The organism is Celeribacter neptunius (assembly GCF_900113955.1).
Lineage (GTDB): Bacteria > Pseudomonadota > Alphaproteobacteria > Rhodobacterales > Rhodobacteraceae > Celeribacter > Celeribacter neptunius.
The window spans coordinates 279,319-305,163 of sequence record NZ_FORH01000005.1 but is presented as its reverse complement, the minus strand read 5'-3'; the positions used below and the strand labels follow the sequence as shown (position 1 = coordinate 305,163).

Genomic DNA, 25,845 nt, shown 5'->3' with positions numbered 1-25,845 from the left:
GGGTTTGGCGACAGGTATCCCGCATTCGATCCTGTTCTGCTGCGACCATAACGCGGTGCGTTCGCCCATGGCGGAAGCGCTGATGAAGAAATTCTACCCCGGCCAGGTCTATGTCCAATCCGCCGGGGTGCATTCCGATCTCGATGTCGACGGGTTTGCCGTCGCCGTCTGTGACGAATTGGGCATCGAGCTGCACCGCCATCAGGCCCGTTCTTTCGACGATATGAAAGAATGGGGCGACGATATTTCCTCCTATGATCTGGTGATCGCGCTCTCACCCGCCTCACAGAGACAGGCCCTTGAGCTGACCCGCTATTACCATCTCGAGGTCGAATATTGGCCGATCATGGACCCCACGGGCATCGGCGAGAGCCGCGAGGCCAAGCTCGACGCCTATCGCCAGGCCCGCGATCAGATTATCGCCAAGATGCAGTCCCGCTTCGGCACCCCCAAAGACTAAGGATATCCCATGAGCCAGACCCGCGCGGAAACCCTCGCCCTGTTGAGCCGCTATTACGACGCTTTCGCCGAGCACGACCATCAGGCCATGCTCGATTGCCTCTCCGACAATGTCGAACACCGGATTAACCAGGGCCCCGTGGAGCATGGCAAGGCGGCTTTTACCGCCTTCATGCAGGCGATGGACACGGCTTATGAAGAGACCCTCACCGAGATGGTGCTCTTTGCCAATGACGCCGGCAGCCGCGCCGCCGCCGAGTTCCGCGTCCTGGGCAAATATCTCAAGACCGCCGAAGGCTATCCGGAAGCCCATGGCCAGCGCTACAACCTGCCGGCGGGCGCGTTTTTCGACATCAAGGACGGCAAGATCGCCCGCGTCTCGGTCTATTACAATGCCGAGGACTGGGTGGCACAGGTCTCGTGAGGCGGACCCGATGACACTCTCCTTCCGCACCCTGCGCGGGGCCGATGTCGAAAGCGCGCTCGACGATCTGGCAAATCTCCGGATCACCGTGTTCCGCGACTGGCCTTACCTCTACGATGGCGATCTCGAGTACGAGCGTCGCTATATGGCGAGCTACGCAGGCAATGAGAATGCCGTTCTGGTCGCGGCGTTCGACGCGGACAGGCTGGTCGGCGCCGCCACCGGATCGCCGCTCCTGGGCCACGCCGAGGATTTCGCCGAGGCCTTCTCGCATCACCACTGGCCGATGGAAGAGATTTTCTACTGCGCCGAATCCGTGCTTCTGCCCGCGTATCGTGGCCTGGGCGCGGGCCACGCGTTCTTCGACGCGCGCGAAGACCATGCCCGTCGGCTCGGGCTGACATATTCCGCCTTCTGTTCGGTGATCCGGCCCGAGGATCATCCGCTCCGCCCCGAGGGCGCACGCAGCCATGACCGGTTCTGGCGCGGCCGCGGCTATCACCCGCTCGCCGGCGTCATCGCCCGCTTCGGCTGGAAAGACGTGACCGAAGACAGCGCCTCTGAAAAAGAGTTGCAATTCTGGGGCAAACAATTGTGAGACTGATCGCCGCGACCTGGCAGCCGATCTGGCACGACACGCCCGAAGGTTGGCTCACCCGTTACCGCGAGGCTCTGACCGCGCTCGAAGCCGATCGCGACACGCTGATGGTTTTCCCCGAATATACCGCGCTTGAGGCCACGTTCTACGGCGAGGTCACGCGCGATGCCCCGCTTGATGCAAAAGCCTGGATGGCCCGCGGCGCGGATCATTTCGACGCCTATTGCGCGGGGATTCGCAGCCTCGTGCAAGACACCGGAGCGACCATCCTCGGCGGCTCGGGCTTTGCCCGCAAGGGCGACGCTTTCGTCAACCGTGCCCTGTTCTGCGCCCCCGAGGGGGAGGCCTGGCTCGAAAAGCAAATGCCGACGCCATATGAGCGCGCGCTCGACATGGTCGCTGGCGACGCGATGCCGGTGCTCGACACCCGCTTTGGCAAGGTTGCTGCGGTGATCTGTTACGACAGCGAATTCCCCTTGATCTCAAGGCGCTGCGCCGAGGCCGGGGCCGAGATCCTTCTGGTGCCGTCTTGCACCGACACGGAACAAGGCGCCAGCCGGGTCGAGATCGGTTGCCGCGCCCGGGCGCTTGAGGGCCAGATGATCGTCGCCATGGCGCCGCTCGTTGGCGAGGTGCCGCAATGCGAGGTGATCGATGTCAATCTCGGCCAGGCCCGCGTGTTCTGTCCGCCCGACGGCGCCGCGCCCGCGGACGGGACCCTGGCCCGCGGACCCCGCAACGCGCCCGGCTTCGCCATTGTCGATGACCTGAGCGAGTCGCTCGCCATGGCCAAGGCCAGCGTCGAAGTCAGCGTCTCCCGGCATTGGCCGGAGAGCGAAACCGATGCAAACCCGGGCGTTTTGCCGGTACTGTGTCTGAAATAACGCGAAATCCACCTTGAAAATCGGCCATTAAAGGCGCATTTACTAGCGCGCCCCGTACATCAGGCGGGTGAAACCAACTATGGAGTGACCATGGCCAAGGAAGAAATGCTCGAATTTCCCGGTGTCGTTAAGGAACTCCTGCCGAACGCGACATTCCTGGTCGAGCTGGAAAACGGCCATACGATCATCGCGCACACGGCAGGCAAGATGCGCAAGAACCGCATCCGCGTTCTCGCTGGCGACAAAGTGCAGGTCGAAATGACCCCCTACGATCTGACCAAAGGTCGGATCAACTACCGCTTCCGCTAAGAGCGCAAGCGACCCTATGAAACTGATCCTCGGTTCAGGCAGCCCGCGCCGGAAAGAGCTTCTGGCGCAGCTGGGCCTCACCCCCGACGAGATCCGATCTCCCGACATCAATGAGGACCCTTTGAAGGGCGAATTGCCCCGGCCCTATTGCGCGCGCATGGCGCGTGAAAAGGTGCTGGCGGTGCCGCGCGCCGAGGACGAGATCGTGCTCTGCGCCGACACCACGGTGGCCCTTGGCCGCCGTATCATGGGCAAACCCGCCGATGAAAAGGAATGCGCCGAATTTCTTTTGGCCATGTCCGGGCGTCGCCATAAGGTGATCACGGCTGTGGCCGTCGCCCATGGCACGCAGGTCTGGGAGCAGGATGTCGTCACCACGGTGAAGATGAAGCGGCTCTCGGATCTGGAAGTGAACAGCTACCTCGCCTCGGGCGATTGGCACGGCAAGGCCGGGGGCTATGGCATTCAGGGCCCGGCGGGCGCCTTTATCCCATGGATTCAGGGCAGCTACACCGCCGTGATGGGCCTGCCGGTGGCGGAAACCGCGAACCTGCTCTTGGCGGCGGGATATCCCGTGTACGGAGACGGGTCATGAAAGGCACACGATGAAAGGCACTGTCATTGCATTGGGCGAAGTTCAGGGCAAACGCGCTGCGGCGCTGATCCGCGACGGCCAGCTCGACGATCTTCTGGTGGATGCCCTTGATGACGCCCCCGCCGCCCCCGGTGCGATCTACCGCGCCAAGGGCGGGCGCAGCCTCAAGGGCATGGGCGGTGCGCTTCTCGATCTGCCGAATGGCGAGCAAGCCTATCTGCGTGGCAACAAGGGGCTCAAACCCGGTGCGCCGATGCTGGTGCAGGTCACCCATATTGCCGAGGATGGCAAGGCGGTGCCGGTGACCACGCGGCTCCTGTTCAAATCGAAATACGCCATCGTCACCCCGGACGCCCCGGGGCTGAACATTTCGCGCCAGATCAAGGAAGATGACGCACTCATCCGCCTGCACGATCTGGCGGAAGACGGCATGGAGGGCGCCGATGAAAGCCTGGGGCTGATCCTGCGCTCGGCCTGCGAAGGCGCGTCCGACGCGGATGTGGCCGACGATATCGCCGCCATGCGTGGCCTCGCCGAAGCGGTGCTCGCGGATGTGAACGGCGCGCCGGAATTGCTGGTCGACGGGCCCGATGCCCATGAGGCCGCCTGGCGTGACTGGGCTGATGCGGATCTCTTCGATGACAGCGAGGCGGCCTTCGACAATCACGGCGTTCATGAGCTGATCGATGCCGCGCTCGACAGTCGCGTTCTGCTCAAGGGCGCCGGCTCGGCCTTTATCGAACCCACCCGGGCCTTTGTCTCCGTCGATGTGAACACCGGCGGGGATTTCTCGCCTGCGGCCGGGCTCAAGGCCAATATCGCGCTCGCCCGCGACCTGCCGCGACAGCTGCGCCTGCGCGGGCTGGCCGGCCAGATCATTCTCGATCTTGCCCCGATGGCGAAAAAAGACCGGCGCCAGTTCGAACAGAGTCTCAAGGCCGCCTTCAAACCCGAGGGCCAGGACGTGGTTCTCGCCGGTTGGACACCCTTGGGCAATTTCGAGATCCAGAAAAAGCGCGTGCGCACGCCGATCTCCGATATTCTCTCGCCAGAGGTGCTCTGATGGCCTGTCCGATCTGCGGCAATGAGGCCGTGCAGAAATACCGTCCCTTCTGTTCCAAACGCTGTGCCGATATCGATCTGGCGAAATGGATGAACGGATCTTACGCCGTGCCGAGCGGCCGCGAAGAGGACCCGGAAGAGATCGCCGAGGCCTTTGAAGAGGCGATGCGCGAGCAGTTTGAAGCCGCTCCGAAAAAACCTCACTGAAGGGGCAATTTTCCTCTGGACACTCCCGCCCCCCCCGACTAGAAACCCGCTACCCGAACGAGATGTCGTTCAGCGAGAAATCGCTCCCGGTGCCCGGGTAGCTCAGGGGTAGAGCAGTGGATTGAAAATCCTCGTGTCGGTGGTTCGATTCCGCCCCCGGGCACCATTTAAACAACTGAAAAGTAAATGGATTTTAGTCATCTGATAAGCTCCTCTTGTCAGGGTTTGACGCTTTTTTCTGTGGGTTTGACACTTTTGCCTGCTTGGCACGTCGTTCGTATTCCTCTTCCCAGACCTGCATCGTCTTCCGGTTCTTACGGGCCAGCGCGGCATTCTTGGAATAATGCAACCCCATGACCTTCGAGTCCTGAGCCAGCAGATCGGAGATTTCACGTTCGTCCCTCCCGGCCTCCCTAAGCCATGTCGCCATTGTGTGCCGCAGCCCCTTCGGGGTTAGGCCAGGTGCGACTTTGCCATCCTTTTCAAGCTTTGTACGAAGTCGCTGCCAGGCGCTCGCGAAACCGTCGTAAGTCCATGGCGTACCTTTCGAGCTGGCGAGAAGCGTGGGCGCATCATGCGCAGGCACCCTTGCCAGTTCAGATATTAGGACGTTGCTGATCGGGATTGCCGCGCCGACATTGGTTTTATTGCGGCCTTTCCAAATCACGCCATCGCCCACCTGATCCTTGCGAAACTCCAAGGCATCGGTCGGATCCTGCCCGGTGCAAAAGATCGTAGCCAAAGAGGCTCTTAGCTGAGGTGAAGCTGCATCGAGGACGGTTTGCACCTCTGCGAATGCCCATGTCCTATATGCCTCTGGAGCGTCCTTTGGCCGGGGTTTTTTGATAACGTCTTCGGCGAAATTCTTCGATATCAATCCCTTTGGGATGCAAAATTTGAACACTTGGATGAGGAAGTTGCGCACACGGTTCGCCTTGTCCCAGCTGTACTTCCTCGCCAATTTGTCATGGATGGCAGCGAGCAACGGTGTATCTATGGATGAAACTGGTGTGTCTTTGATGGGCTCTAGTATTCCGGCACACATTCGATATTCACGTTTCGTCGCGCGTGAGCGCTCCAAAAAATGCTCTTCGGAAAAATACACTGACATGAGCCCTCCAAGAGTTCCGGGCTTTGGTTCCTGCTGTTTGAGGGCTTCTGCCACTGCCGAAATTCTGGCGCATTCAGAAAAGAACTCAGCCGACCCAATCGGAGTTTTTTTCAGGTCAATTTTCCGACCGGTTTGGCGATGATAACACCTCATCTGTCCATGCCTGTCAGAGAAGATTTTGAAGCCTTTCACGCGAACTAAAGTCATCAAAGTCGATCCAGGATGGCGTTTTGTGAAGCGTTATCAACATCAGCTTTCAAATTATCCAACCACTTGTCTAAGTCGATTCTGTCGTATTGTTTGTACTTCGGTGGCATCAATACGGGTCGCACAGGACAGAGTGTCTTAAAGTGCTTAACGGCAATGCCACAGTAATGAGCGGCTTCAGTCGCGTTCATCATACGCTTTTCGATCACGCTTATATTCAGGCTGGTTGTGCTCATCTAACGAGTCTCTCAAATCTAAAAGGGGCTTTGCCGGAGCTATAGGAGTGCGCAGGTTCGGTTCGTTGTTTTAGGATCCAGAGTTTTCCCGACCACTTGTCGCCAACGGTTCGATCATGTTTCGCTCGACGTATTCAGAGATCGCGCTACTGGGCAAAAGATAACTTGTACCGACACGTACATGGCGCAGATGACCCGAGCGAAGTAGGTTGCGGATGCGGCGTTCCGGCCAGCCACTAATTTTTGCGAGTTCTTTCGGGGAATACAGGTCTGGTGTGTTCATTTTGGGCCTCTGGTCTTGCCAACTTCGCCACGAATGTGGGAAGAATTAGTGCGCATAGGTACGGGAACGACTGTATTGGAACATACGTGTCAAAATCAACACGAAAATGAAACTATCGCTGAGCGCCTGCTCATAGTCAGGCGACGCGCGGGGCTTTCGCAGAGTGATTTTGCCAAAAGTGTAGACGTGATTCCTCGCTCGTACCGGAACTACGAAGCGGCTGTCCGTGACGTTCCGCTCGCACTCGCTATCAATGTCCATCGAAAGTTTGACGTGGACCTAAATTGGCTGCTCTTGGGCATGTCTCCATCGGTTACACTTCCGGCACCCGATGTGTACGAGAAGATCTTGTTGGCTATGGAAGGCTTCCAGAGAACAAGGGCAATCGAATTCTCACCTCATAAGAAGGCAAAGCTGATCAGCTTCTTGGTCGGGCAATTCGCAAGTGGTCGTGAGATGTCTGAAGCCGAAATTTTTGACTACCTCGAAACAACTGTGTGAAGAGAAATGGATAAAATCATTGTGTTGGAAAGAAATGTCATGATCCGCGTATTGCCGATACTGACAGCGCTACTTGTCCTTGGCGCAGCTTCCTATTTTGCAGCAATATTTACTGAATACGGTACCGTCCTCCAAGGCATATCTGCGATAGCCAGCCTGATCTCTATGTCAGTGCTTATCGGAGCTTCAGTCGCGTTGCTTATCCTTCAATTTGGCCTGCAACGTCTGCGCTATGGTCTCTAAAATACAAAAACTGGTGCTTCCCAAGTGATTACTGGCAATATCAAATCTCAAGTCGACCAAATCTGGAACGCCTTCTGGTCGGGCGGTGTCTCCAATCCGCTCTCTGTGATCGAACAGATCACCTACCTGCTCTTTATCAAGCGGCTCGACGAAATCCACACGCGGGAAGAGGCCAAGGCCAACATGCTGGGCACAGCGATGGAGCGGCGCATCTTCCCAGAGGGCACCTTCACCTACAAGGTCAGCGACGATCCGAAAGATGACGAAACCATCGAACGTCCTTACGACGATCTGCGTTGGCAACGGCTGATCAACTTTGAGAACCGCGAGAAGATGAAGCTGATGGATCAGCACGTCTTTCCCTTCATGCGGACGATGGCGGAGGAAGGAACAGCTTTCGCCACCCACATGAAAGACGCGCGTTTGGGTTTTTCTAGCCCGGCTCTCCTCGACAAAGTCATGCGGTTGCTCGACGGCATCCAGATGGACGACCGCGACACCAAGGGCGACGTCTACGAATACATGCTCGGCAAGATCGCCAGTGCCGGGCAAAACGGCCAGTTTCGCACCCCGCGCCACATCATCGAGCTGATGGTGCGCCTGATGGCCCCCACACCCAAGGACACGATCTGCGATCCTGCGGCGGGCACCTGCGGTTTCCTTGTCACGGCAGGGGAGTATCTGCGCGAAACACATTCTGAAATGCTGCGCAACCCCGAACAGCGCCAGCACTTCCATAACAACATGTTCCACGGGTTCGATTTTGACCCGACCATGCTGCGCATCGGGTCGATGAACATGGTTCTGCACGGGGTCGAAAATGCGGATGTCGCTTATCGTGATAGTCTGGCCGAAGAACATGGGGCCGACACGGGCGCTTACTCCCTGATCCTTGCCAACCCGCCCTTTGCCGGGTCGCTCGACTACGATGCGACGGCCAAGGACCTCCAGAAGGTCGTGAAGACCAAGAAGACGGAACTGCTGTTTCTTGCCCTCTTCCTGCGCCTCATGCGCACGGGTGGGCGCGCGGCGGTGGTCGTGCCGGACGGGGTGCTGTTTGGCTCTTCCAAGGCGCACAAGGACATCCGCCGGATCATCGTCGAAGAACAAAAACTCGACGCAATCATCAAGCTGCCCTCGGGCGTGTTCCGCCCCTATGCCGGGGTGTCCACCGCTATCATGATCTTCACCAAGACCGAAAGCGGCGGCACGGATAATGTCTGGTTCTACGACATGGAGGCCGACGGGCTGAGCCTTGATGACAAACGCACGGAGCTGTTGCCGACTGAGAAGCTGGGGCCGGTGCCTGCCGAGGCGCTGACAGAGGACGAACATGCCAAGAACAACCTACCGGACATTCTGGCCCGCTGGGGTGCGTTAGAGGCAGAGGCCGAGCGCCCCCACACTGCGCAAAGCTTCATGGTGTCTCTGGCGGATATTCAGGCCACGGGCACATGGGACCTATCGCTCAACCGCTACAAGGAAGTGGCCCATGAGGAGGTCGACCATCAACCCCCAAAAGAGATCATCGCCGAACTGCGCGCGATTGAGGCCGAAATTGCCGAAGGGCTGGACCGGTTGGAAGGGATGCTCGGATGAATTCGGAGTCTGTGGCGATTGGCGAAGTTTGTGAGTTGTTTACTGGAGGCACACCTGACAGGAAAAATGACGCGTTCTATGAGGGTGGGGACGTACCTTGGCTTGTGTCCGGCGATATTCACAACCCAGAGATTAAGTCGTGTGAGGGTCGGATAACGGATGCTGGCTTGCAAAGCTCTGCCGCAAAATACTTGCCCGAAGACTCTGTCTTGATTGCGCTTAACGGCCAAGGGAAGACGCGCGGAACGGTTGCTAGGCTCAAGATGAAAGCGACTTGCAATCAGTCTCTTGTGGCTATCCATCCAGTGGACTGCAAACGGCTAGATTCCAATTTTTTGTTTCGTAATCTTCAAGCACGCTACCAGGAAATTCGACACCTGACGGGTTCCCAAGGTAACGAGCGACGCGGACTCAACATGGGTCTGATCAAGGGCATCAAGATCCCCCTCCCGCCGTTGGAGGAGCAGAGGCGGATTGCGGGGATACTGGATCAGGCGGACGCGCTCCGCCGCCTCCGCACCCGCGCCCTCGACAAACTGAACACCTTCGGCCAGGCGATCTTTCATGAGATGTTTGGTGATGTGCGAAGTGAGCAAGCATCAAACGCATTGCTTGGCGATTGCGCTGATTTTTTCTCTGGGAACACTTTGCCCGAAGGAGAGGAATTTGTTGACCAGAAAGACGGCTACCTGATCCTCAAGGTCTCAGACCTTAACCGCCCAGGAAACGCCCGAGAAGTACACGAAGCGGCGTTGTGGAGCTCTGTTCCGGGTTCCAAAGCAGCAACGTGTCCGGCCGGTGCGATTGTGTTTCCAAAGCGGGGCGGAGCCATTGGTACAAACAAAAAACGCACCTTGATGCGTCCTGCCATTCTTGACCCAAACTTGATGGGAGTGCTGCCCAGATCAAACGTCATCAACACGGACTTTCTTGCTGGTTGGTTCTCATTGTTCACGCTGTCAGACATCGCTTCGGGGTCCTCCGTACCCCAGTTGAACAAGAAAGACCTTTCTCCACTCCGTTTGAGGGTGCCTGAGATGACCCTTCAGGAACAGTACGGCGTGCAACGTGAGAAGTTACAACACGTTTGGCAAAGAGCAAATGCTGACTTGGCAGCTCAAGAATTTCTGTTTGCCTCCCTTCAACATCGCGCTTTTCAGGGGGAACTCTGAGATGCGGGGCGAGATCATAGGTGTCTGGTCCGAAATGTGGCGGCAGGTTTGGAGCAAATTGGCCAAACATAACGATGCGCCAGAAGACCTGTTTTGCGAGCTTTACCGCGAACTCAACAAGTCTTTCGTCGTAAAGCTGGACCCGGCCACATCCCTTGCTGCGATTGTGGATGACAAGGACGAGGCCCGCATCGCCTTCCGCGACACCAAAGTAACCGCGTTGAACGGAGAGCTATCAGCCGTCGAATTTCTCGAGCGCGCCCACACAGTCATCGAAGACTTCGGCAGCGAGGCCCTGACCAACAGATATTTCCTGCTGATCCGCGATTTTCTCGACAAGTACAGCCTCCGCTATGACCTCCGCCGCCCCTTCAGCCTGCACCCGACCCTCCCCGGCGTGTTCGCCCGCCTGATGCGCGACTTACGGCATGTCACTTCTCAGGACGCAGCTCTTGCGGCGCTCATGCATGATTTCGAGGAATGCGTTCGCGATCTGAAAGGTGATCAGTCTCCGAGAAAGGTAAAACAGTGCATCTCCGCGCAGTTTAATCTTCTCGAGGCGCTGTTCAAACAACACCCTGATGTGGTTGCCTTCAACGCTACGGCTCGCCGCGAAGCTAATACCTTCGGCGCGATGTGTGATCGAACATCCGTTTGGCCGCACGAGCAGATCAAGGAATCTGCAAAAGGCATCTATCGCTTTGCCAATGACTATCCCGGCATCCGTCACGCAGGCACAGCCGCCAGCCAGTTGCGCGAGATTGAAATGCGCGATTTGGTCTCTGTGACCATCATGCTTGCTGGTTTCACACCCTATTTCACCGATGCCCTGGACGCCGGGCACGCCTATTCAGATTAATTCCAATATCGAGTTCGTTACCATGAAAGCTACCGATGCCAACCTCCTGAACTTCATCAACAGCGCGCCGCAGTTTGTCATTCCGATCTATCAGCGGACCTATTCCTGGACCGAGCGCGAGTGCCGCCAGTTGTGGGAGGACATCCGACGTGCGGGACGCAGTGGGCATATCCCGGTACATTTTCTTGGCTCGGTCGTTTATATCGAAGAGAGCCTGTCCAACACGTCCAGCCGCGCGCCGCTGCTTGTCATCGACGGCCAACAGCGCCTGACCTCGGTCACGCTGCTCCTCGCCGCGCTGTCGCGCAAGGTAGGCGACGATGAGCCGGTCGACGGCTTCTCGTTCAAGAAAATCCGCAACCGATACCTGATGGACCCGGACGAAAGCGGGGAACGTGCTTTCAAGCTGTTATTGTCCAAGACCGACCGCACGACGCTGAACGCGGTGGTGTCGGGCGATGACCTGCCCGAGCCGCATTCGATGCGTGTCGCCGAGAATTTCAAGATGTTCTCACGTTGGCTCGACCAGGACGATGCGGCTGTGTCGGAGGTTTGTTCTGGCCTTGCCAAGCTGATGATTGTGGACGTGGCGCTCAGCCGGGAACATGACAACCCTCAGCTGATTTTCGAAAGCATGAACTCGACGGGCAAGGAGCTGTCGCAGGCCGATCTGATCCGCAATTTCGTTTTGATGGGGTTGGAGCCGAAACTGCAAACGCGGCTCTATGAGCAATACTGGCGGCGCATGGAAGAAGGTTTTGGTCAGGCTGCCTATGCCTCGCACTTCGACGGTTTCATGCGGAATTATCTGACGGTCGTGACCGGGTCGATCCCTAGGCTTGATGATGTCTACGATGCGTACAAGGCGTATTCCCAGGAACAAATTGGCGGTGGCCGTGAGGTGGAAGACCTCGTGCGGGAGGTCTGGGAATTCTCGCAGTACTACGGGGCGCTCGTACTGGGGCAAGAGAAAGATAAGGCCTTGGCGCTCGGCTTCAGGGATCTGCGAGAGCTGAAAGTTGATGTCGCCTACCCATTCCTTCTGGAGGTCTACAAAGACTATAAGACGGGCGCATTGAGCGCTGACGATTTCCTTGAAGTGGTCCGCTTGGTCGAGGCCTATGTCTTCCGTCGCGCGATCTGTTCCGTGCCCACGAACTCACTCAACAAGACTTTCGCAACGTTTGGCCGGGAGCTGAAAAAAGACCGCTACCTGGAAAGCGTCAAAGCACACCTGCTCAACATGAAGTCATATCGCCGGTTTCCGCGTGACGAAGAGTTCATTGCGCGCATTCAAGATCGCGACCTCTACAACTTCCGTAGCCGCACTTACTGGCTTCGGAAATTTGAGAACTTCGGAAGAAAAGAGCGCGTCGAGGTCGACGATTACACGATTGAGCACATCCTGCCGCAGAACGAGAACCTATCAACAGAATGGCAAGCCGCCCTTGGGGCTGACTGGGCTGCCGTGCAGGAGAAATGGCTTCACACGTTGGGGAACCTGACGCTTACCGGGTATAATTCCGAATACAGTGACAAGAGTTTCGCTGAGAAGCGCGACATGGCCGGCGGTTTCAAAGAAAGCCCGTTGCGGGTCAATAAAGGGTTGGGTGTGTTGGATACATGGAACGAAGCTGCGATCGAGTCGCGAGCCCAACAGCTTGCGCAGCAGGCTGCTGAAGTCTGGGCCGCACCTTCTCTGAGCGCCGAAATCCTGGCGACCTATCGCACCCCGACTGAAGAGGCCAACGGTTATACCATCGAAGATCATCCCCATCTAACATCAGGCAAGATGAGAGACCTCTTCGAGCAGTTTCGTCGCGAAGTGATGGCGCTGGACCCGAGTGTAAGCGAACAGTTCCTCAAGCTTTACGTGGCTTACAAGGCCGAAACAAATTTCGCGGATGTCGTGCCACAGGCCAAGGCGCTCAGGATTTCTATCAACATTGAACCTTATGAACTCAACGATCCGCGCGGGATGGCGGTCGATGTCACAGATGTAGGTCGATGGGGCAATGGAAATACCGAGGTCAAGCTAACGGACCACGAGGACCTACCATATGTTTTGGGGTTGGTGCGGCAAGCACTGGACCGTCAACTCGGAGCGGATGAGCCAGCATGACCCAATTCGTTTTCTTGACTGCCGATTTCCCCGACCTTCTAGCCCACGCGAAAAAGGCTGAGAGTGCGGCACTATCCGACCCACGAGGCGCATGCTTCTGGGCGCGGTTGACCTTGGAAACAGCGATAAAATGGATTTATCGCAACGACCCGTCGATGCGCTCGCCCTACCAGGACACTCTAGCGGCGTTGATTGCTGAGCCGTCGCTCGGCCAACTCACTGGCCCGGCTATCGTCACCAAAGCGCGATTTATCAAAGATCATGGCAACCGGGCGGCGCATGACAGCGGTAAGCCGATCAAGCCTCAGGACGCCGCCGCTGTTGTACGTGAGCTGTTCCATGTCTGCTATTGGATGGCGCGGACCTATGCAAAGGATGCGAAGCCAGACTCTTCGTTGCAGTTCGATGCCTCAAAGTTGGAAAAAACCCTGACGATTAGTGCCAGCACAGTTGCACAAATCCAGGCATTGAAAGAGAAGCACGACGCCCATGCCAAAGCGCTAAAGGACGCTGAAGCCGCCGCGTTCGCATCTGAGGAAGGTCGAAAGAGGCTCGAGGCTGAACTCGCGCAAGTGCGGGCTGAAATCAAAGAAATTCGCCAGGCCAACACTGCGGTACAAGATGACCACGACTACAATGAGGCCGCGACGCGCGATGCTTTCATTGATCTGCTGCTGAACGAGGCTGGGTGGCCGCTCGACCAGGACCGCGACCGGGAATTTCCGGTATCAGGCATGCCTAATGACAAAGGCGAAGGCCTTGTCGACTATGTGCTTTGGGGAAACGATGCCAAGCCACTCGCCTTGGTCGAAGCAAAACGAACCAAGAAGGACAGCCGGATAGGGCAGCAGCAAGCCAAGCTTTACGCCGATTGCCTTGAAGCGATGTATGGGCGCCGTCCGGTAATTTTCACGACGAACGGCTATGAACATTGGCTCTGGGACGACCAGATGTATCCTCCGCGTCGTGTATCGGGCTTCCTGAAGAGGGATGAACTCGTCCTGCTCCACCAACGTAGAGGCACCAGAAAATCGTTAGATGGGGTGTCCGTAGACCAGGGTATTGCTGGGCGCTTTTACCAGCAGCGAGCCATTCGCCGGGTAGGAGAGGCTTTTGAACGAGACCGGCAGCGGAAGGCCCTGCTTGTAATGGCGACTGGCAGCGGCAAGACGCGAACTGTCATTGCGCTGATCGACCAGCTCATGCGAGCGAATTGGGTGCGGCGTGTTCTCTTCCTCGCGGATCGCGTGGCCCTGGTGAAACAGGCGCATAATGCCTTCAAGACACACTTTCCGACGGCGGCAAGTGCAAACCTGCTGAAGAAGCATGACCCGGCCAGGAACGATCATTCTGGTGCTCGTATTTTTCTATCGACCTATCCCACGATGATGGGGCTGATCGACGACGTCAAAGGCGGTGAAAAGCAGTTTGGCCCCGGCCACTTTGACTTGATCGTGATCGACGAAGCGCACCGCTCTGTCTATCGGAAGTACCGTGCCATCTTCGACTATTTTGATGGACTCTTGGTCGGCCTCACGGCGACGCCGCGCGAAGAGATTGACCGTGACACATACTCACTCTTTGAGCTGGAACGCGGAATACCAACGGACAGTTATGACTTAGAGGATGCGGTTGCGGATGAATATCTCGTGCCGCCTAGGTCGATCTCGGTCCCTTTGAAGTTTCAACGCGACGGTATCGACTACGATAGCCTTTCTGACGAAGAAAAAGCCGAGTGGGACGCGATCGAGTGGGATGATGATGGCACGGTTCCAGATCGGGTGGAGTCGGCTGACTTGAACCGCTGGCTGTTCAACAAGGATACAGTGGACAAAGTCCTTGAGCATTTAATGACCAACGGCATTAAAGTCGCCGGAGGCGACAGACTTGGGAAGACCATCATTTTCGCTAAGAACAGCGATCATGCGAAGTTCATTGTCGAGCGCTTCGATGCCAATTACCCAAATTACATGGGTCAGTTTGCACGTCTCATCGACTATAGTGTCACCTATGCCCAATCGTTGATCGACGATTTCTCAGAAGCGGAGAAAGCCCCCCATATCGCGGTCTCCGTCGATATGTTGGACACAGGCATTGATGTGCCGGAGGTCGTGAATCTTGTCTTTTTCAAGATTGTTCGTTCTAAAACGAAGTTCTGGCAAATGGTTGGTAGAGGCACCCGAACTTGCGAGGATCTGTTCGGGCCAGGGCAAGACAAAGAAGAGTTCATCATCTTTGACTTCTGCCAAAACTTAGAGTTTTTCAATGAGAACCCCCAAATCACGGATGGCCCCGCAGCGCGACCAATCGGTGAACGCCTTTTTGTCTCGCGTGTCGACTTGGTAAACACCTTGGTCGAAAGCGGAAACGAGAGTTCATTGGCTGGCGATATCAAGGACCGTCTGCACCAAGAAGTTCTCGGGATGAACCTTGAGAACTTCATTGTGCGTCGAGTGCGCCGATCCGTCGAACGCTTTCAAAGGGCTGACGCATGGGACGTGCTTGACCTCGATGCACGTCTTGCCCTGACTGAGGAGGTTGCAGGGCTTCCCACAGCCTTCGAAGATGGCGGTCTGGCAGCAAAGCAGTTTGATCTTCTAGTGCTCAATGCTCAGTTGCTTCTGCTTCACGGCGACGCCGCCTTTGCCAACCTTCAGCGGCGGATTGTGTCATTTGCCTTCGCTTTGGAGGGCCTTTCCAACGTTCCGGCGGTCGCACAGGAGCTTGAGCTTGTGTTGGCAATCCAAACGGACGAGTTTTGGCAGGACATCACGCCTGAAATCCTCGAAGACATCCGTCGGCGTCTGCGAAACCTTGCTGAACTGATCCAGCCTAAAGAACGAAAGAATGTTATAACGGATTTCGAGGACAGTATTGGTGAAGCGACGACCATCGACATGCCCGAAGTTGGGAGTGGTGTGGATAAGGTACGGTTCAAGGCGAAAACGCGGAAGTTCATAGAGGCCCACTTAGACCACATAGCGATCCAGAAAATCAGGCGCGGTGAACAACTGACGCCTGCTGATCTTGAAGAACTAGAACGGATGCTGATTTCTGAAGGTGTTGCCGATCAGGAAATACTAGACGGGCTTCAGAACGAAGGCGGTCTGGGGGTATTCCTGCGCTCTCTGACTGGTCTAAGCCGATCTGCCGCAAAAGACGTATTCAGCAATTTCGCGGCAACCAACCAGCTTTCGGCAAATCAAACCGAGTTTATCGAGCTGATCATCAACAGTCTCTGTGAAAACGGTGTGGTCGATCCCAAAAGCTTCTATGAGAGCCCATATACTGATCTAGACGACATGGGCATTAATGGACTTTTTGATCCGACACAAACAGCTCAAATCGTCTCATTAGTTCGGAGCATCAATGAAACAGCTGCTGCTTGACCAGCTTCATAAAAGCATTCGCAGTGGTAGTATTTAAGGTTTGAAATGATGACTAAAATTGTTGTGCGACCGCCAAGTGGCAGGAGCATCCCAACATCGACAAAGCACACCTCTTCAGGCCAACGAGAAACGCTTGAGTCGATTCTGGCCAACTTGGGCGCTGCCTTGGGTATAGCTGAGATCGAAAAGGCGACCAGTGCGCGAGGCTCAGATTTCTATCGGCCCATGGGCACGACAACCTTTCAAAGCGCAACAAACACTATTCTGGAACTGTCCGAGAAGTTAGCCAACCGTAGCGGGTAGCTGCTTTTTACCGTGGTCTGAAATCCCAAAACAGTGCGTCTATTGATCGGTGTTTTCTGGCTTTACCAACTCAACATGGCTGACATCAAGCGCCTGAGCAAGTTCGTAGAGCGTGATCACGGTAGGGTTGCGCTTTCCTCGTTCCAGACCGCTCAGATACTGCTGGCTAAGGCCTGAACGCTCCTCAATCTGCTCCTGTGTCAGGCCTTTTTCCCGACGCAGGCGTGCAAAATTTCGACCGACCAGTTTGCGCATATCCATGCGCGCCAAGGTCGCGGTTTACATACTTTAATGTTATCAACTATAATATGTAATTGATTGATTTTCTCGTTTATAGAAAGGCCGCCACATGATCCTCAAACATCTACCCGTGAGCCTGATTGCTGCTCTAGTCACCTTACCAGCCCACGCAGAGGACTCACTGGCGGTCATGCCAGCGCCTGCCGAACGCCCGTATCCATACGAAATCCTCGGCCTGCAACCGGGCGATCCTCTGGACGATGTTCTGGCCGTTTACGCAGAACGCAGCGACGCTGCCCCAACAAGCGAGAGCGAAGTTCTGCGGGTGCAATCTCCGGATGGCTCTGTGTTCGAGTTTACCTATCAGCTTTTCACACGTATTGGGGATGTCGGCATCAATGGGCGGCTCGCCAAGGTCGCACAGGATCAGGTGACTGCCACGCTGTCGTCGGATGTCATGGAGCAACGCCCGATGGCGATCCATCGCAGCATTCGCCAGCCAAGCGAAGAGTTGCCGGAGCCGCTGGCGCTCAAGGCACAGATCGAAGAGACTTATGGTCCGCCTTCGCGCGTCGAGATCAATGGGCGCGAAATGGTTCTCTCTTACGCTTGGAGCACAGAGGGCTTTATCGCTGATCTTGATGCACTTGGTTCGATCACCCACGAGGAAACAACGTCCTCAGGTGGCAAGAGCATCACGGAATACGAACTTTGCGGCTCAGCCAGTCACTATCGCAACACCGTCGAATATCGCTTTGAGTATCCGCGCGACAAGCTCATCAAACCGGGCTGCCTCGCCACATTCACCGTCAGCTATCACGGCGATCCCGGCATGACCTCCATCGGCTTTTCACTGGTGGATTACGAACTTGGCCGTCAGCACATGGCAGAGCTGGATCGTCAGATCGTCGAAGCCCTAACCGGCAAGACAGTCGAAGCCTCAGATATGGACCTGTAGTCGTGGATGGCCAAATCTCTCCATCTGCGCTATGAAGCCCACATGATCACAGCACGCGCACATATCACCCTGATTTAGCGCCCGCGAAACGGCGGGCGGCTTCGAGCTGTTCGCCGATAGATGATCTGACATCACCGCAACACCTCCGACGCCGCCGCCATCAGGCTTGACGGAGACAAGGACATGACCAACTGGTATACGGCGGACACCCATTTCGGACATGACAAGGTCATCTCGCTTTGCGGGAGGCCCTTTCGCAATGCCGGTCACATGGACACGGTGATGATCGAGAACCTGTGGTCCAAGGTTCGTCCAGAGGATGACCTCTGGATCATTGGTGACTTTGCTTTTGGCCCCAAAGCCAAAGAGGCAAGCTATCTTGAAGCTATCTTCGGGCAGCTTCCGGGCGGGCGTAAGCACTTGGTGATCGGTAATCACGATCTGGAACCGACTTTGGCTTTGCCATGGGATAGCATTTCGCACCTGGCGGAGGTCAAGGATGGCTCCGACAACCTAGCGCATACTCTGTGCCATTACCCCATGATCACCTGGAACCGCGCCCGGCGTGGTGCTCTTCAAATCTTCGGGCACGTCCATGGGCAATGGAAAGGGTCGCGCAACAGCGTCAACGTGGGCGTCGATGTCTGGGACTTCATGCCAGTTCGCTTCGAAGATTTCGTCCGACGTGCCAAAACCCTTCCCGTGAACAAACACTGGATCGATGTCGAGCACAATGCGAGGGAGATCTGAAATGTTCCGGCCACATGTTAGTACAGCGATATGAGGGGGATCTTCGCTGTTCAATAGTTTGCAATGCGAAACGCCTTGGTGAACCAAAACCTGAACAGTATATTTTGCCATGCCAAGTATCTTGCGATAAGTAACACTTACATTTGTTCTAAGGTGATGTAGCGACGATATGAGCTCGAAATCTGTTACCCTGAAAGATGTTGCCGCAGCGGCAAACGTATCGCGGGCGACAGCTGCACGGGCGTTGAACGGGTATGGATATGTCGGGAAAGAAGCTGCGGAACGCGTGCGTGTGGCTGCTGGTAAGCTTGGCTATCGTGGTAACCGTATTGCGCAGGCACTTCGGCAAGGGGAGCTACCTCTGATTGCTTTCGTGCCTGGAGATATTTTAAACCCTTTCTTCAGCCAAATCGCTCATGACCTCGAAACAGAATTGAGAGCCTATCAGTCCAATCTGATTATTGCCTCCAATCAGGAGGATGTGGAACTCGAACAGCAGGTGCTGACCAATATTCTGGCACTTAATGTAAAAGGCATAATTGTTGCGCCAGCTAGCAATGAGAAAACTCCACAGCTGTCCAAACTGATCGAGGATAAATACCCACTCGTCGTGATCGACCGCGTTCCGGAAGGTCTGCTCTGCGACAATATCACCGTAAATAACCAGCAGGGTGCGGAGGAGGCCGTCGAGTTTCTGATCGAGCATGGGCATCGGCGTATCGCTGTCATCCACGATGATTCTCGCATCGCCTCAACGCGTGACCGCTTGGCCGGGTACCGGCTGGCCTTGAAGAATAGGTCGATCAGCTTTGATGAAACGCTTGTTGTCGAATCAAAATCGACTATTTCGCATGCAATTGATGCAACAATTAGACTTTTTCATCAGGAAAACAAACCAACTGCGATCTTCACAACTGATAGCTTGATGACCAAAGGCGCACTCCTTGCGCTGCGCACACTCGGCGTTAAAATTCCTCATGAAGTTTCGATCATTGGCTTTGATGACTTCGATATGGCAACCTTTTCAGATCCCCAAATTACTGTTTTATCCCAACCGGTTGATAAGATAGGTCCGCTTGCAATTAAGATGATTATGGAGCGCATTGCGGGCAGTCAGGCGCCCGTGAAATCCATTCAGTTTCCAACGCAGTTAATCGTCCGCGGATCCGTCTTGAACATTTAAAACGGCGTCGGAAGTTCCGTGGGTACCCCGCACATTTTAGTCTTGTCAGGTATTTTTTAATATGGCTTCATGGGTGTGAGATCGATCTCACTTCTTGCTCAAGGGGATATTCCCCTTTTCTTTTGGACGAAATGTGAGATCGATCCCACAAAAACACGTGCCGCGATATTTTCTGCGTTTCGCGGCAAAAAGGAGACAAAGAAGTGAATGTAAGTGTGGAAACCAAGAGCACTAAAATGCTGAATTTTGATCGCGACCGGTTTGTAAAAATTCAGGCAGGCGCTGCAGCGATTTCTGAAACAGCGCGTTCGATGATGAAAGAGTTCCTGGAAGACGGTGTTGAACGCATCTACTTCATGGGGACCGGGGGCGTGCAGCTTTTGACACAACCCGCCATCGATCTGGCAAAAAAGTACAGCAATTTTCCCGTTGAGGCCTGCTATCCAGCGCAGGTCGTTATTGATCCGCCGTACGGGCTTGATGAAAAGGCACTGGTGATCCTGCCGTCACTTTCCGGGACGACAAAGGAAAGTGTTGCACTTTTGGAATTTCTTAAATCGCGAGAAGTCAAAACCCTCAGCCTCACTGGGCATGCAAATACGCCTCTCGCAAAGCAGGCCGATAAAACCTACACGAATTTTGCCGAGGATGATACATCGTCTGAATCGTTCTATCTGCAGACGATGACGCTTGTTCTTGCGTTGCTAGCTGAGACGGGGGCAATTTCGAATTACGACGAGATCGTTGATGAATTCGCTAAACTCCCTGAGCTCCTAGCCGATGCGAAGGCAGCATATGAGGCCGAGGCCGCAAGGCTTGCCGATGAAATTCAGAATGAAAAATATCACATTTTCACAGGTGCGGGTTCTGTATGGCCAGAAGCCCATTATTACGGCATGTGCATTCTCGAAGAGATGCAGTGGATCAGGACGCGACCTGTTCATGGCGCAGATTTCTTCCATGGCACGCTAGAGTTGCTGGAACCCGGTGTAAGCCTCTTCCTGTTCAAAGGGGAGGACGAATTCCGACCTCTCGGCGACCGTGTCGAAGCCTTCGCAAAACGTTACACCGATAAGCTGCATGTTCTGGATGCGGCATCTGTGGATCTGCCGGGGATTTCTAACAGCATTCGAGCCATGATCTCGCCTGTCATCCTTGCAACCTTGCTGGAACGACTGAGCGCGCATCTGGAAGTGCTGCGAGACCATCCACTGACGACCCGTCGCTACTACAAACGCGTTGAATACTAAAAACTAAAAGCGTGTCACCAACAGGAAAAGGAGAAGAAAATGGAAGTGTTTTCAAAGACAACTGCTCTGGCGCTGATCTTCGGATGTGCATCGTTGCCTCCCATGGCAGCACAAGCCGAAATGGCTGATCCGAATGCAACCGTCGAATATTCTGGAGAGCTCAGCATTCTGACTAAGTTCGGAATGCAGCGCCTACAGCCCTATTTCATTGAAATGGCTAAGAAATACGAAGCGTTGCACCCTGATGTCAGCATCAGCTTGATTCAGGAAGATGACGACAGTGTTAAAGGGAAAACCAAAACGCTGGTGGCTTCGAATTCGCTTCCTGACATCTTCTTTTCCTGGACGGGGACTTGGGGCGGGAACTTCGTTCGGGGTGATCGGGCCGTAGACCTTAGCCCGGTCATTGGACCAGACACGGACTGGGGGAAGACATTTGCCCCGGCTGCGGTCAGCGCCTTTATGTATAACGACAAATACTACGGCATACCGCTCTATCTCGATGCCAAGTTCATGGGCTACAGCAAACCGATTTTTGATGAACTGGGCATTGATGTTCCGAAATCACATGCCGAACTCATTGAAGCCTGTAAAACCATTGATGCTGCAGGATACTTGCCTGTTTCTTTCGGCAACAAGGAGCCATGGGCTGGCTTGCATTATCTCGGTCAGCTTCTTGCTTACAACGTGCCCCAGACTGTTCTCGAGGCCGATTATGATCCGGCCACTGCAACATTCGACGACCCGGGCTATGTAGCTGCCCTTAACCAATTTCGTGAGTTTCAAGACGCCTGCACGATTGGTGCCGATGTAAACGCCATCTCCTACAAAACAGCGATCCAACAGTTCAGCGATGGTGTGTCGGCAATGTATTATCAGGAGATTATCGAGTTCGATTCCTCAGCAAAACCGACCACAAAATTGACGCCTGATGATTTCGGTTTCTTTGTTCTACCTCCTGCGGAAGATGCTGCAGGGGATCACATGGCACTGGAAGGTGCCCCCGAAGGATACATGATTTCCTCTGCATCGGAGAATATCCCGCTTGCCATCGATTTCATGAAATTCGTCACGAAACCGGAAAATGCACGAATCCTTTCTGCACCACCTTTTGGTCAACCGCCGGCAGTTCAAGGTGGAGCTGATTCCGAAAACATGAACCCGTCCGTGGTTGAAGGGCTCGATGATATTGCTGAAGCGTCCTACTTGATCCAGTGGCTGGACACGGTCAATCATCCTCGTGTGGCATCAGAATGGCTGTCCTCTTTTCAGGCATTCGTTGGTGGGACAAAATCGGCCGAAGACGTTGTGGCTGATGTTCGCACTACTGCCCATTCCATCCGGAACTAATTGGAATGGCTTGGTTGAATGTTCATGAGACGAGTGGGGCCAGCTATGCTGGCTCCACGCCTTACTCACGATACAAACATCTTGCCGCAATGATGCTTGAATGGCGGTGGGTGCTACCGGCATTCATTATCGTGGGTTGGTTCGTCTATTATCCGATTATCGAGAACTTTCGTGTCAGTACGACAATGCAGGACATCTTTACGGGTGAAGTCGAAAACGTCGGGCTTGAAAATTACACACGCCTTTTCTCGGATAAGGTTGTCTGGAGCGCGCTAAGGAATAACCTCCTGTATGCAATAATCTCCATTGTTTTTCAGGTCTTCGGCGCCTTCATCGTCGCGGCGATCATCGAGGATCTATCCTCCAGAAAAATGCGGAATTTTTGGCGTGCAGTTTATTTCGTTCCATCCGCGATATCTACGACCGTAACGGGGCTTCTGTTTTACTTCATCTATCAGCCCGATATTGGCCTGTTGGAAGAGGTCATGAAAATACTTGGCCTCGGGGCCTACGCAAAGGCGTGGTTGGGCGATGAAGATACCGCGATTTATGCGATCATCGGGATGAGCCAATGGCAAGGATTTGGCTACTCCGCCCTACTGTTTACCATCGCAATCCAAAAAATTCCAAAAGAACTCTATGACGCCGCCCGCATGGACGGCGCCGGGGCCCTACGTCAACTCTGGTCGATCACTCTACCGATGACCCGTGAGATGACTGGTATGATGATCATTGTCACGATCACCGGTGCATTTCAGGTGTTCAACGAGATCATGGTCATGACGGGCGGCGGTCCGAACAATTCCTCTCAGGTGCTTGGGACGTGGCTTTACGAGATGGGTTTTACACAAAATGACATGGGCTACGCTGCGGCAATCGGATCCTTGATCTTTGTTGTCACCACGATGTGTGGCCTTGCCCAGCTTTGGTACACAAAACGGAAAAGGGTGAACACATGAGCACTCAGAACATCATTCCGGAAGTCGCGCACAAACCGAAACCAAACCCTTGGGTCATTGTCGGACGGGGTGTTTTACAATCCTTTCTGGTTTTGTTGGGCATTGTCGTGCTCTACCCGCTCCTTTGGATGGCGTTAAGCGGCTTCAAAAGTAACACCGAAATTTTCAACAGTCCGTTTGCTCTGCCACAAAACTGGTCATTCAGTTCCTATGTTGACGCCTGGAATAATGGTGTCAGCCAGTTTGTCGTGTCGAGCCTCATCGTGACTGCGATGTCAATTGTCGCAACAGTGCTGATCAGTGCATGGACCGCTTTTGGCCTGACGCGAACCAAAATCCCAGGAAAGCCGCTTCTCGTGGGCTTTGTGTTGGGGGGGATGATGCTCAGCCCGACCGTGGCTCTGGTCCCATTGGTGCGCATGATGCAAAGCTTTGGGATTTATGACACGCACTGGGCTTTGATCCTGCTTTACACCGCGTTTCGCATCCCATTTACGACCTTCTTAATCCGGGCCTACATGCTTGATTTGCCCTATGATTTGGACGAGGCCGCCCGCATGGACGGGGCAACTGAGGGCCAGATTTTCCGAAAAATAATCCTGCCCTTGTGCCAACCGATCATAGTATCTTGCGTGATCCTGCATGTTCTATTTGCATGGAACGAATATCTCTTTGCTATGATTTTCACGAGTTCGGCAGACACCCAGACATTGCCTGTTGGTCTGACATCGCTGATGTCGAAACATGGGACAGATTTTGGACAGGTCTTTGCTGCGATGACCATCTCGGCACTGCCGATTGTGATCATTTTCTTCCTGACCCAACGCTACTTTATACGCGGGCTAACTGACGGGATGGGAAAATGAAGCATCGTTTATCTGATGTCCCGTTCTCGCGAATATTGGGTTCAAATTTCTCGTTCCAACATGCGCCTTTTGAACTCTTCGCGAAGGAAATGCACCGCAGTGGTATGACGCGCATAGAGCTCTGGGCCGTGGCACCGCATCTTCATGTTTCGACGGCGAACAAATACCGGATCAGACATCTTAAAAACTGTCTGAGGGAAAATGATTTGTCGGTGCATTGCCTGACGCCAGAACAGGTCATGTATCCCGTCAATATCGCGTCGAAAGATCCGGAGTTGCGTGCAAATAGTATCGACTATTTTTGCAAAGCAGCCGAATTCTGTGCTGAGCTCGGGGGAGAATATCTTTTTCTGACCTCAGGGCGCGGTTGCGAGACCGAAAACATTGAAGAGGCATGGTCCCGGTCCCTCGAAAGCCTGTCGCAGATTACAGAATTTGCCGCATCTCTTGGGCTGAAATCTCTGCTCGAGCCGCTACAGCGCTGTGAAAGCAATCTGGTCATATCTGCGGCGAGTGCTCTGCAAATGCTCAAGCAACTGTCGCGGGACGACATCGATGTTGTGCTTGATTTTGTGGCAATGGCGACGGCGGGGGATGACATTGCCACGTATATAGAACTGTTCGGAGATAGGTTGGCGCATGTCCATCTTGTTGACGGCAAGCCCTCTGGTCACCTCGCACTAGGCGATGGTGAACTCAATATCCCTCAATTTATGCATGAACTTACAGACGGAGGATACACAGGCACGTTTTCCTTTGAGCCCTTCGGCGACGGATCCTATGCGCTTGATCCCATTGCCACATGGCGCAGGAATCTGTCTGCGATTTCTCCGTGGATCAACATGGAAGAGAGTTTCCAATGAATTCCGATATATCTCATCGCGATCTGATCGCCGTTGGCGATAATTGCCTTGATGTTTACCTGACACAAAACCACATGACCGTGGGAGGTAACGCACTGAATGTAGCTGTAAACTGGCATTTGTCCGGCTTGTCCGCAAGTTATTTCGGGAAAATTGGTTCGGACCCGGAAGGCCAGATCGTGGCAAATGCGCTTGCCGAGGTTGGTCTTGATATCTCCTCCCTTGAAGTTGCACAGGGAAGCACGGCGGTCACTCTTTTAACGGATGAGGAAGGGGACCGGAGTTTCCTTCTCGAAGATTTGGGCGTGGGGGCAGAGTATATTCCGGCGCTTGCGCAATATGAGCGTTTGCTCGAAGCGGATTGGGTCCACCTCGGAACCAATAGCAGCCCGGAGCTGCTGAGGCGTTTGCGCCGGGACAACGTGGCTTTCAGCATCGATGTTTCGACACAGCATGATGCACTGGACTTGCAAGGTATCCCTTTGGTTTTCGCGGCAGGTTCCGAGAGACCGGATGTGACCCCAGAGGAGCTTTTGACGATATTCATCTTGAAGGGAGCCCAACAAGTCGTGGTGACCTGCGGCAATAAGGGCGCCTGGTTTCACGATGGGCGCAACATCCATCATTGTCCGGCAAAAAACATTCAGGTTGTGGACACCTGCGGTGCCGGAGACAGTTTTATCGCCGCCTTTCTCAAGGCCTATATCATTGAGCAAATTGCAGCGGAGGCAGCGCTTCGACAGGCGACAAACGCAGCGGCGATCACCTGCAGCTATCCTGGCGGCTTCCCACAGGAGATGGCCCCAATCCCGAGTTGGCTGATCGAAAAATACGCAGACATTATTGAAAAGGCGGAGATCTGA

28 protein-coding genes and 1 tRNA gene are annotated in these 25,845 nt (G+C 54.7%); 25 read left to right on the top strand and 4 right to left on the bottom strand.

Features of this window, described 5'->3' with window-relative positions; all coding sequences use genetic code 11:
* The first annotated feature begins 67 nt into the window (after window positions 1-67).
* From BM151_RS14325 to BM151_RS14285, 9 genes are all read left to right on the top strand, one after another.
* On the top strand, window positions 68-460 hold the full coding sequence (locus BM151_RS14325; RefSeq protein ID WP_425429559.1) for an arsenate-mycothiol transferase ArsC: 393 nt from the start codon (window positions 68-70) through the stop codon (window positions 458-460).
* Between the two features lie 9 nt (window positions 461-469).
* Window positions 470-883 (top strand): ketosteroid isomerase-related protein, encoded by a 414-nt coding sequence (locus tag BM151_RS14320; RefSeq protein ID WP_090061407.1) that lies wholly within the window; start codon window positions 470-472, stop codon window positions 881-883.
* A 10-nt stretch (window positions 884-893) separates the two neighbouring features.
* The gene (locus tag BM151_RS14315) at window positions 894-1,481 is read left to right on the top strand and encodes a GNAT family N-acetyltransferase (protein WP_090061406.1); all 588 of its coding nucleotides are present in this window, start codon (window positions 894-896) and stop codon (window positions 1,479-1,481) included.
* Window positions 1,478-2,365 carry a nitrilase-related carbon-nitrogen hydrolase gene (locus tag BM151_RS14310; RefSeq protein WP_090061405.1) on the top strand — a complete coding sequence of 296 codons (888 nt, stop codon included), beginning with the start codon at window positions 1,478-1,480 and terminating at the stop codon, window positions 2,363-2,365. The genes BM151_RS14315 and BM151_RS14310 overlap by 4 nt, the downstream gene beginning before the upstream one ends.
* A 90-nt stretch (window positions 2,366-2,455) precedes the next feature.
* Window positions 2,456-2,674: a translation initiation factor IF-1 gene (infA, locus tag BM151_RS14305; protein WP_009573923.1), complete on the top strand. Its 219-nt coding sequence runs from the start codon at window positions 2,456-2,458 to the stop codon at window positions 2,672-2,674.
* Between the two features lie 16 nt (window positions 2,675-2,690).
* Window positions 2,691-3,269: a Maf family protein gene (locus BM151_RS14300; protein ID WP_090061404.1), complete on the top strand. Its 579-nt coding sequence runs from the start codon at window positions 2,691-2,693 to the stop codon at window positions 3,267-3,269.
* Between the two features lie 10 nt (window positions 3,270-3,279).
* On the top strand, window positions 3,280-4,332 hold the full coding sequence (locus tag BM151_RS14295) for a ribonuclease E/G (protein ID WP_090061403.1): 1,053 nt from the start codon (window positions 3,280-3,282) through the stop codon (window positions 4,330-4,332).
* Window positions 4,332-4,538, top strand: a complete 207-nt coding sequence (locus BM151_RS14290) for a DNA gyrase inhibitor YacG (RefSeq protein ID WP_090061402.1) — start codon at window positions 4,332-4,334, stop codon at window positions 4,536-4,538. Before BM151_RS14295 ends, BM151_RS14290 begins: the two co-directional genes overlap by 1 nt.
* 91 nt (window positions 4,539-4,629) lie before the next feature.
* Window positions 4,630-4,704, top strand: a tRNA-Phe gene (locus BM151_RS14285).
* A gap of 27 nt (window positions 4,705-4,731) precedes the next feature.
* On the opposite strand, the gene BM151_RS14280 is transcribed toward BM151_RS14285, so the two are convergent.
* The 3 genes from BM151_RS14280 to BM151_RS22025 all read right to left on the bottom strand — a co-directional run bounded on the left by BM151_RS14280 (window position 4,732) and on the right by BM151_RS22025 (window position 6,375).
* A complete protein-coding gene (locus tag BM151_RS14280) occupies window positions 4,732-5,856 on the bottom strand; it encodes a tyrosine-type recombinase/integrase (RefSeq protein ID WP_090061401.1) in 1,125 nt (374 codons plus the stop codon).
* A complete protein-coding gene (locus tag BM151_RS14275; RefSeq protein ID WP_090061400.1) occupies window positions 5,856-6,092 on the bottom strand; it encodes a hypothetical protein in 237 nt (78 codons plus the stop codon). The genes BM151_RS14280 and BM151_RS14275 overlap by 1 nt, the downstream gene beginning before the upstream one ends.
* Before the next feature lie 70 nt (window positions 6,093-6,162).
* Window positions 6,163-6,375: a helix-turn-helix domain-containing protein gene (locus BM151_RS22025; protein WP_090061399.1), complete on the bottom strand. Its 213-nt coding sequence runs from the start codon at window positions 6,373-6,375 to the stop codon at window positions 6,163-6,165.
* 75 nt (window positions 6,376-6,450) lie between these two features.
* On the opposite strand from BM151_RS22025, the gene BM151_RS21480 reads away from it, so the two are divergent.
* The 7 genes from BM151_RS21480 to BM151_RS14230 are packed head-to-tail and all read left to right on the top strand — an operon-like array spanning window position 6,451 to window position 16,260.
* Window positions 6,451-6,876, top strand: a complete 426-nt coding sequence (locus BM151_RS21480; protein WP_177213153.1) for a helix-turn-helix domain-containing protein — start codon at window positions 6,451-6,453, stop codon at window positions 6,874-6,876.
* A 6-nt stretch (window positions 6,877-6,882) separates the two neighbouring features.
* Window positions 6,883-7,119 (top strand): hypothetical protein, encoded by a 237-nt coding sequence (locus BM151_RS14255; protein WP_090061396.1) that lies wholly within the window; start codon window positions 6,883-6,885, stop codon window positions 7,117-7,119.
* Window positions 7,120-7,143: 24 nt separating this feature from the next.
* On the top strand, window positions 7,144-8,718 hold the full coding sequence (locus BM151_RS14250) for a type I restriction-modification system subunit M (protein WP_090061395.1): 1,575 nt from the start codon (window positions 7,144-7,146) through the stop codon (window positions 8,716-8,718).
* Window positions 8,715-9,890: a restriction endonuclease subunit S gene (locus BM151_RS14245; protein ID WP_090061394.1), complete on the top strand. Its 1,176-nt coding sequence runs from the start codon at window positions 8,715-8,717 to the stop codon at window positions 9,888-9,890. Before BM151_RS14250 ends, BM151_RS14245 begins: the two co-directional genes overlap by 4 nt.
* Before the next feature lies 1 nt (window position 9,891).
* Window positions 9,892-10,749 carry a hypothetical protein gene (locus BM151_RS14240; RefSeq protein WP_090061393.1) on the top strand — a complete coding sequence of 286 codons (858 nt, stop codon included), beginning with the start codon at window positions 9,892-9,894 and terminating at the stop codon, window positions 10,747-10,749.
* A 22-nt stretch (window positions 10,750-10,771) separates the two neighbouring features.
* The gene (locus BM151_RS14235; RefSeq protein WP_090061392.1) at window positions 10,772-12,871 is read left to right on the top strand and encodes a DUF262 and DUF1524 domain-containing protein; all 2,100 of its coding nucleotides are present in this window, start codon (window positions 10,772-10,774) and stop codon (window positions 12,869-12,871) included.
* Entirely contained in the window at window positions 12,868-16,260 is a 3,393-nt protein-coding gene (locus BM151_RS14230) for a DEAD/DEAH box helicase family protein (RefSeq protein ID WP_090061391.1), read from the top strand. The genes BM151_RS14235 and BM151_RS14230 overlap by 4 nt, the downstream gene beginning before the upstream one ends.
* A 342-nt stretch (window positions 16,261-16,602) precedes the next feature.
* Here BM151_RS14230 and BM151_RS14225 read toward each other — a convergent pair whose 3' ends face one another.
* The gene (locus BM151_RS14225) at window positions 16,603-16,818 is read right to left on the bottom strand and encodes a helix-turn-helix domain-containing protein (RefSeq protein WP_245781218.1); all 216 of its coding nucleotides are present in this window, start codon (window positions 16,816-16,818) and stop codon (window positions 16,603-16,605) included.
* Between the two features lie 94 nt (window positions 16,819-16,912).
* On the opposite strand from BM151_RS14225, the gene BM151_RS14220 reads away from it, so the two are divergent.
* The 9 genes from BM151_RS14220 (at window position 16,913) to BM151_RS14180 (ending at window position 25,845) form a co-directional block, all read left to right on the top strand.
* Complete coding sequence (locus BM151_RS14220) at window positions 16,913-17,761, top strand: hypothetical protein (RefSeq protein WP_143093110.1); 849 nt, start codon at window positions 16,913-16,915, stop codon at window positions 17,759-17,761.
* Window positions 17,762-17,944: 183 nt separating this feature from the next.
* Complete coding sequence (locus BM151_RS14215) at window positions 17,945-18,511, top strand: metallophosphoesterase (RefSeq protein ID WP_090061388.1); 567 nt, start codon at window positions 17,945-17,947, stop codon at window positions 18,509-18,511.
* A gap of 169 nt (window positions 18,512-18,680) precedes the next feature.
* Window positions 18,681-19,694, top strand: a complete 1,014-nt coding sequence (locus BM151_RS14210) for a LacI family DNA-binding transcriptional regulator (RefSeq protein WP_090061387.1) — start codon at window positions 18,681-18,683, stop codon at window positions 19,692-19,694.
* Between the two features lie 236 nt (window positions 19,695-19,930).
* Window positions 19,931-20,944 carry an SIS domain-containing protein gene (locus BM151_RS14205; protein WP_090061386.1) on the top strand — a complete coding sequence of 338 codons (1,014 nt, stop codon included), beginning with the start codon at window positions 19,931-19,933 and terminating at the stop codon, window positions 20,942-20,944.
* A 39-nt stretch (window positions 20,945-20,983) separates the two neighbouring features.
* Window positions 20,984-22,294: an ABC transporter substrate-binding protein gene (locus tag BM151_RS14200; RefSeq protein ID WP_090061385.1), complete on the top strand. Its 1,311-nt coding sequence runs from the start codon at window positions 20,984-20,986 to the stop codon at window positions 22,292-22,294.
* Between the two features lie 5 nt (window positions 22,295-22,299).
* On the top strand, window positions 22,300-23,253 hold the full coding sequence (locus BM151_RS14195; RefSeq protein WP_090061384.1) for a carbohydrate ABC transporter permease: 954 nt from the start codon (window positions 22,300-22,302) through the stop codon (window positions 23,251-23,253).
* A complete protein-coding gene (locus tag BM151_RS14190) occupies window positions 23,250-24,119 on the top strand; it encodes a carbohydrate ABC transporter permease (protein WP_090061383.1) in 870 nt (289 codons plus the stop codon). Before BM151_RS14195 ends, BM151_RS14190 begins: the two co-directional genes overlap by 4 nt.
* Window positions 24,116-24,982, top strand: a complete 867-nt coding sequence (locus BM151_RS14185) for a sugar phosphate isomerase/epimerase family protein (protein ID WP_090061382.1) — start codon at window positions 24,116-24,118, stop codon at window positions 24,980-24,982. The genes BM151_RS14190 and BM151_RS14185 overlap by 4 nt, the downstream gene beginning before the upstream one ends.
* Window positions 24,979-25,845: a PfkB family carbohydrate kinase gene (locus BM151_RS14180; RefSeq protein WP_090061381.1), complete on the top strand. Its 867-nt coding sequence runs from the start codon at window positions 24,979-24,981 to the stop codon at window positions 25,843-25,845. Before BM151_RS14185 ends, BM151_RS14180 begins: the two co-directional genes overlap by 4 nt.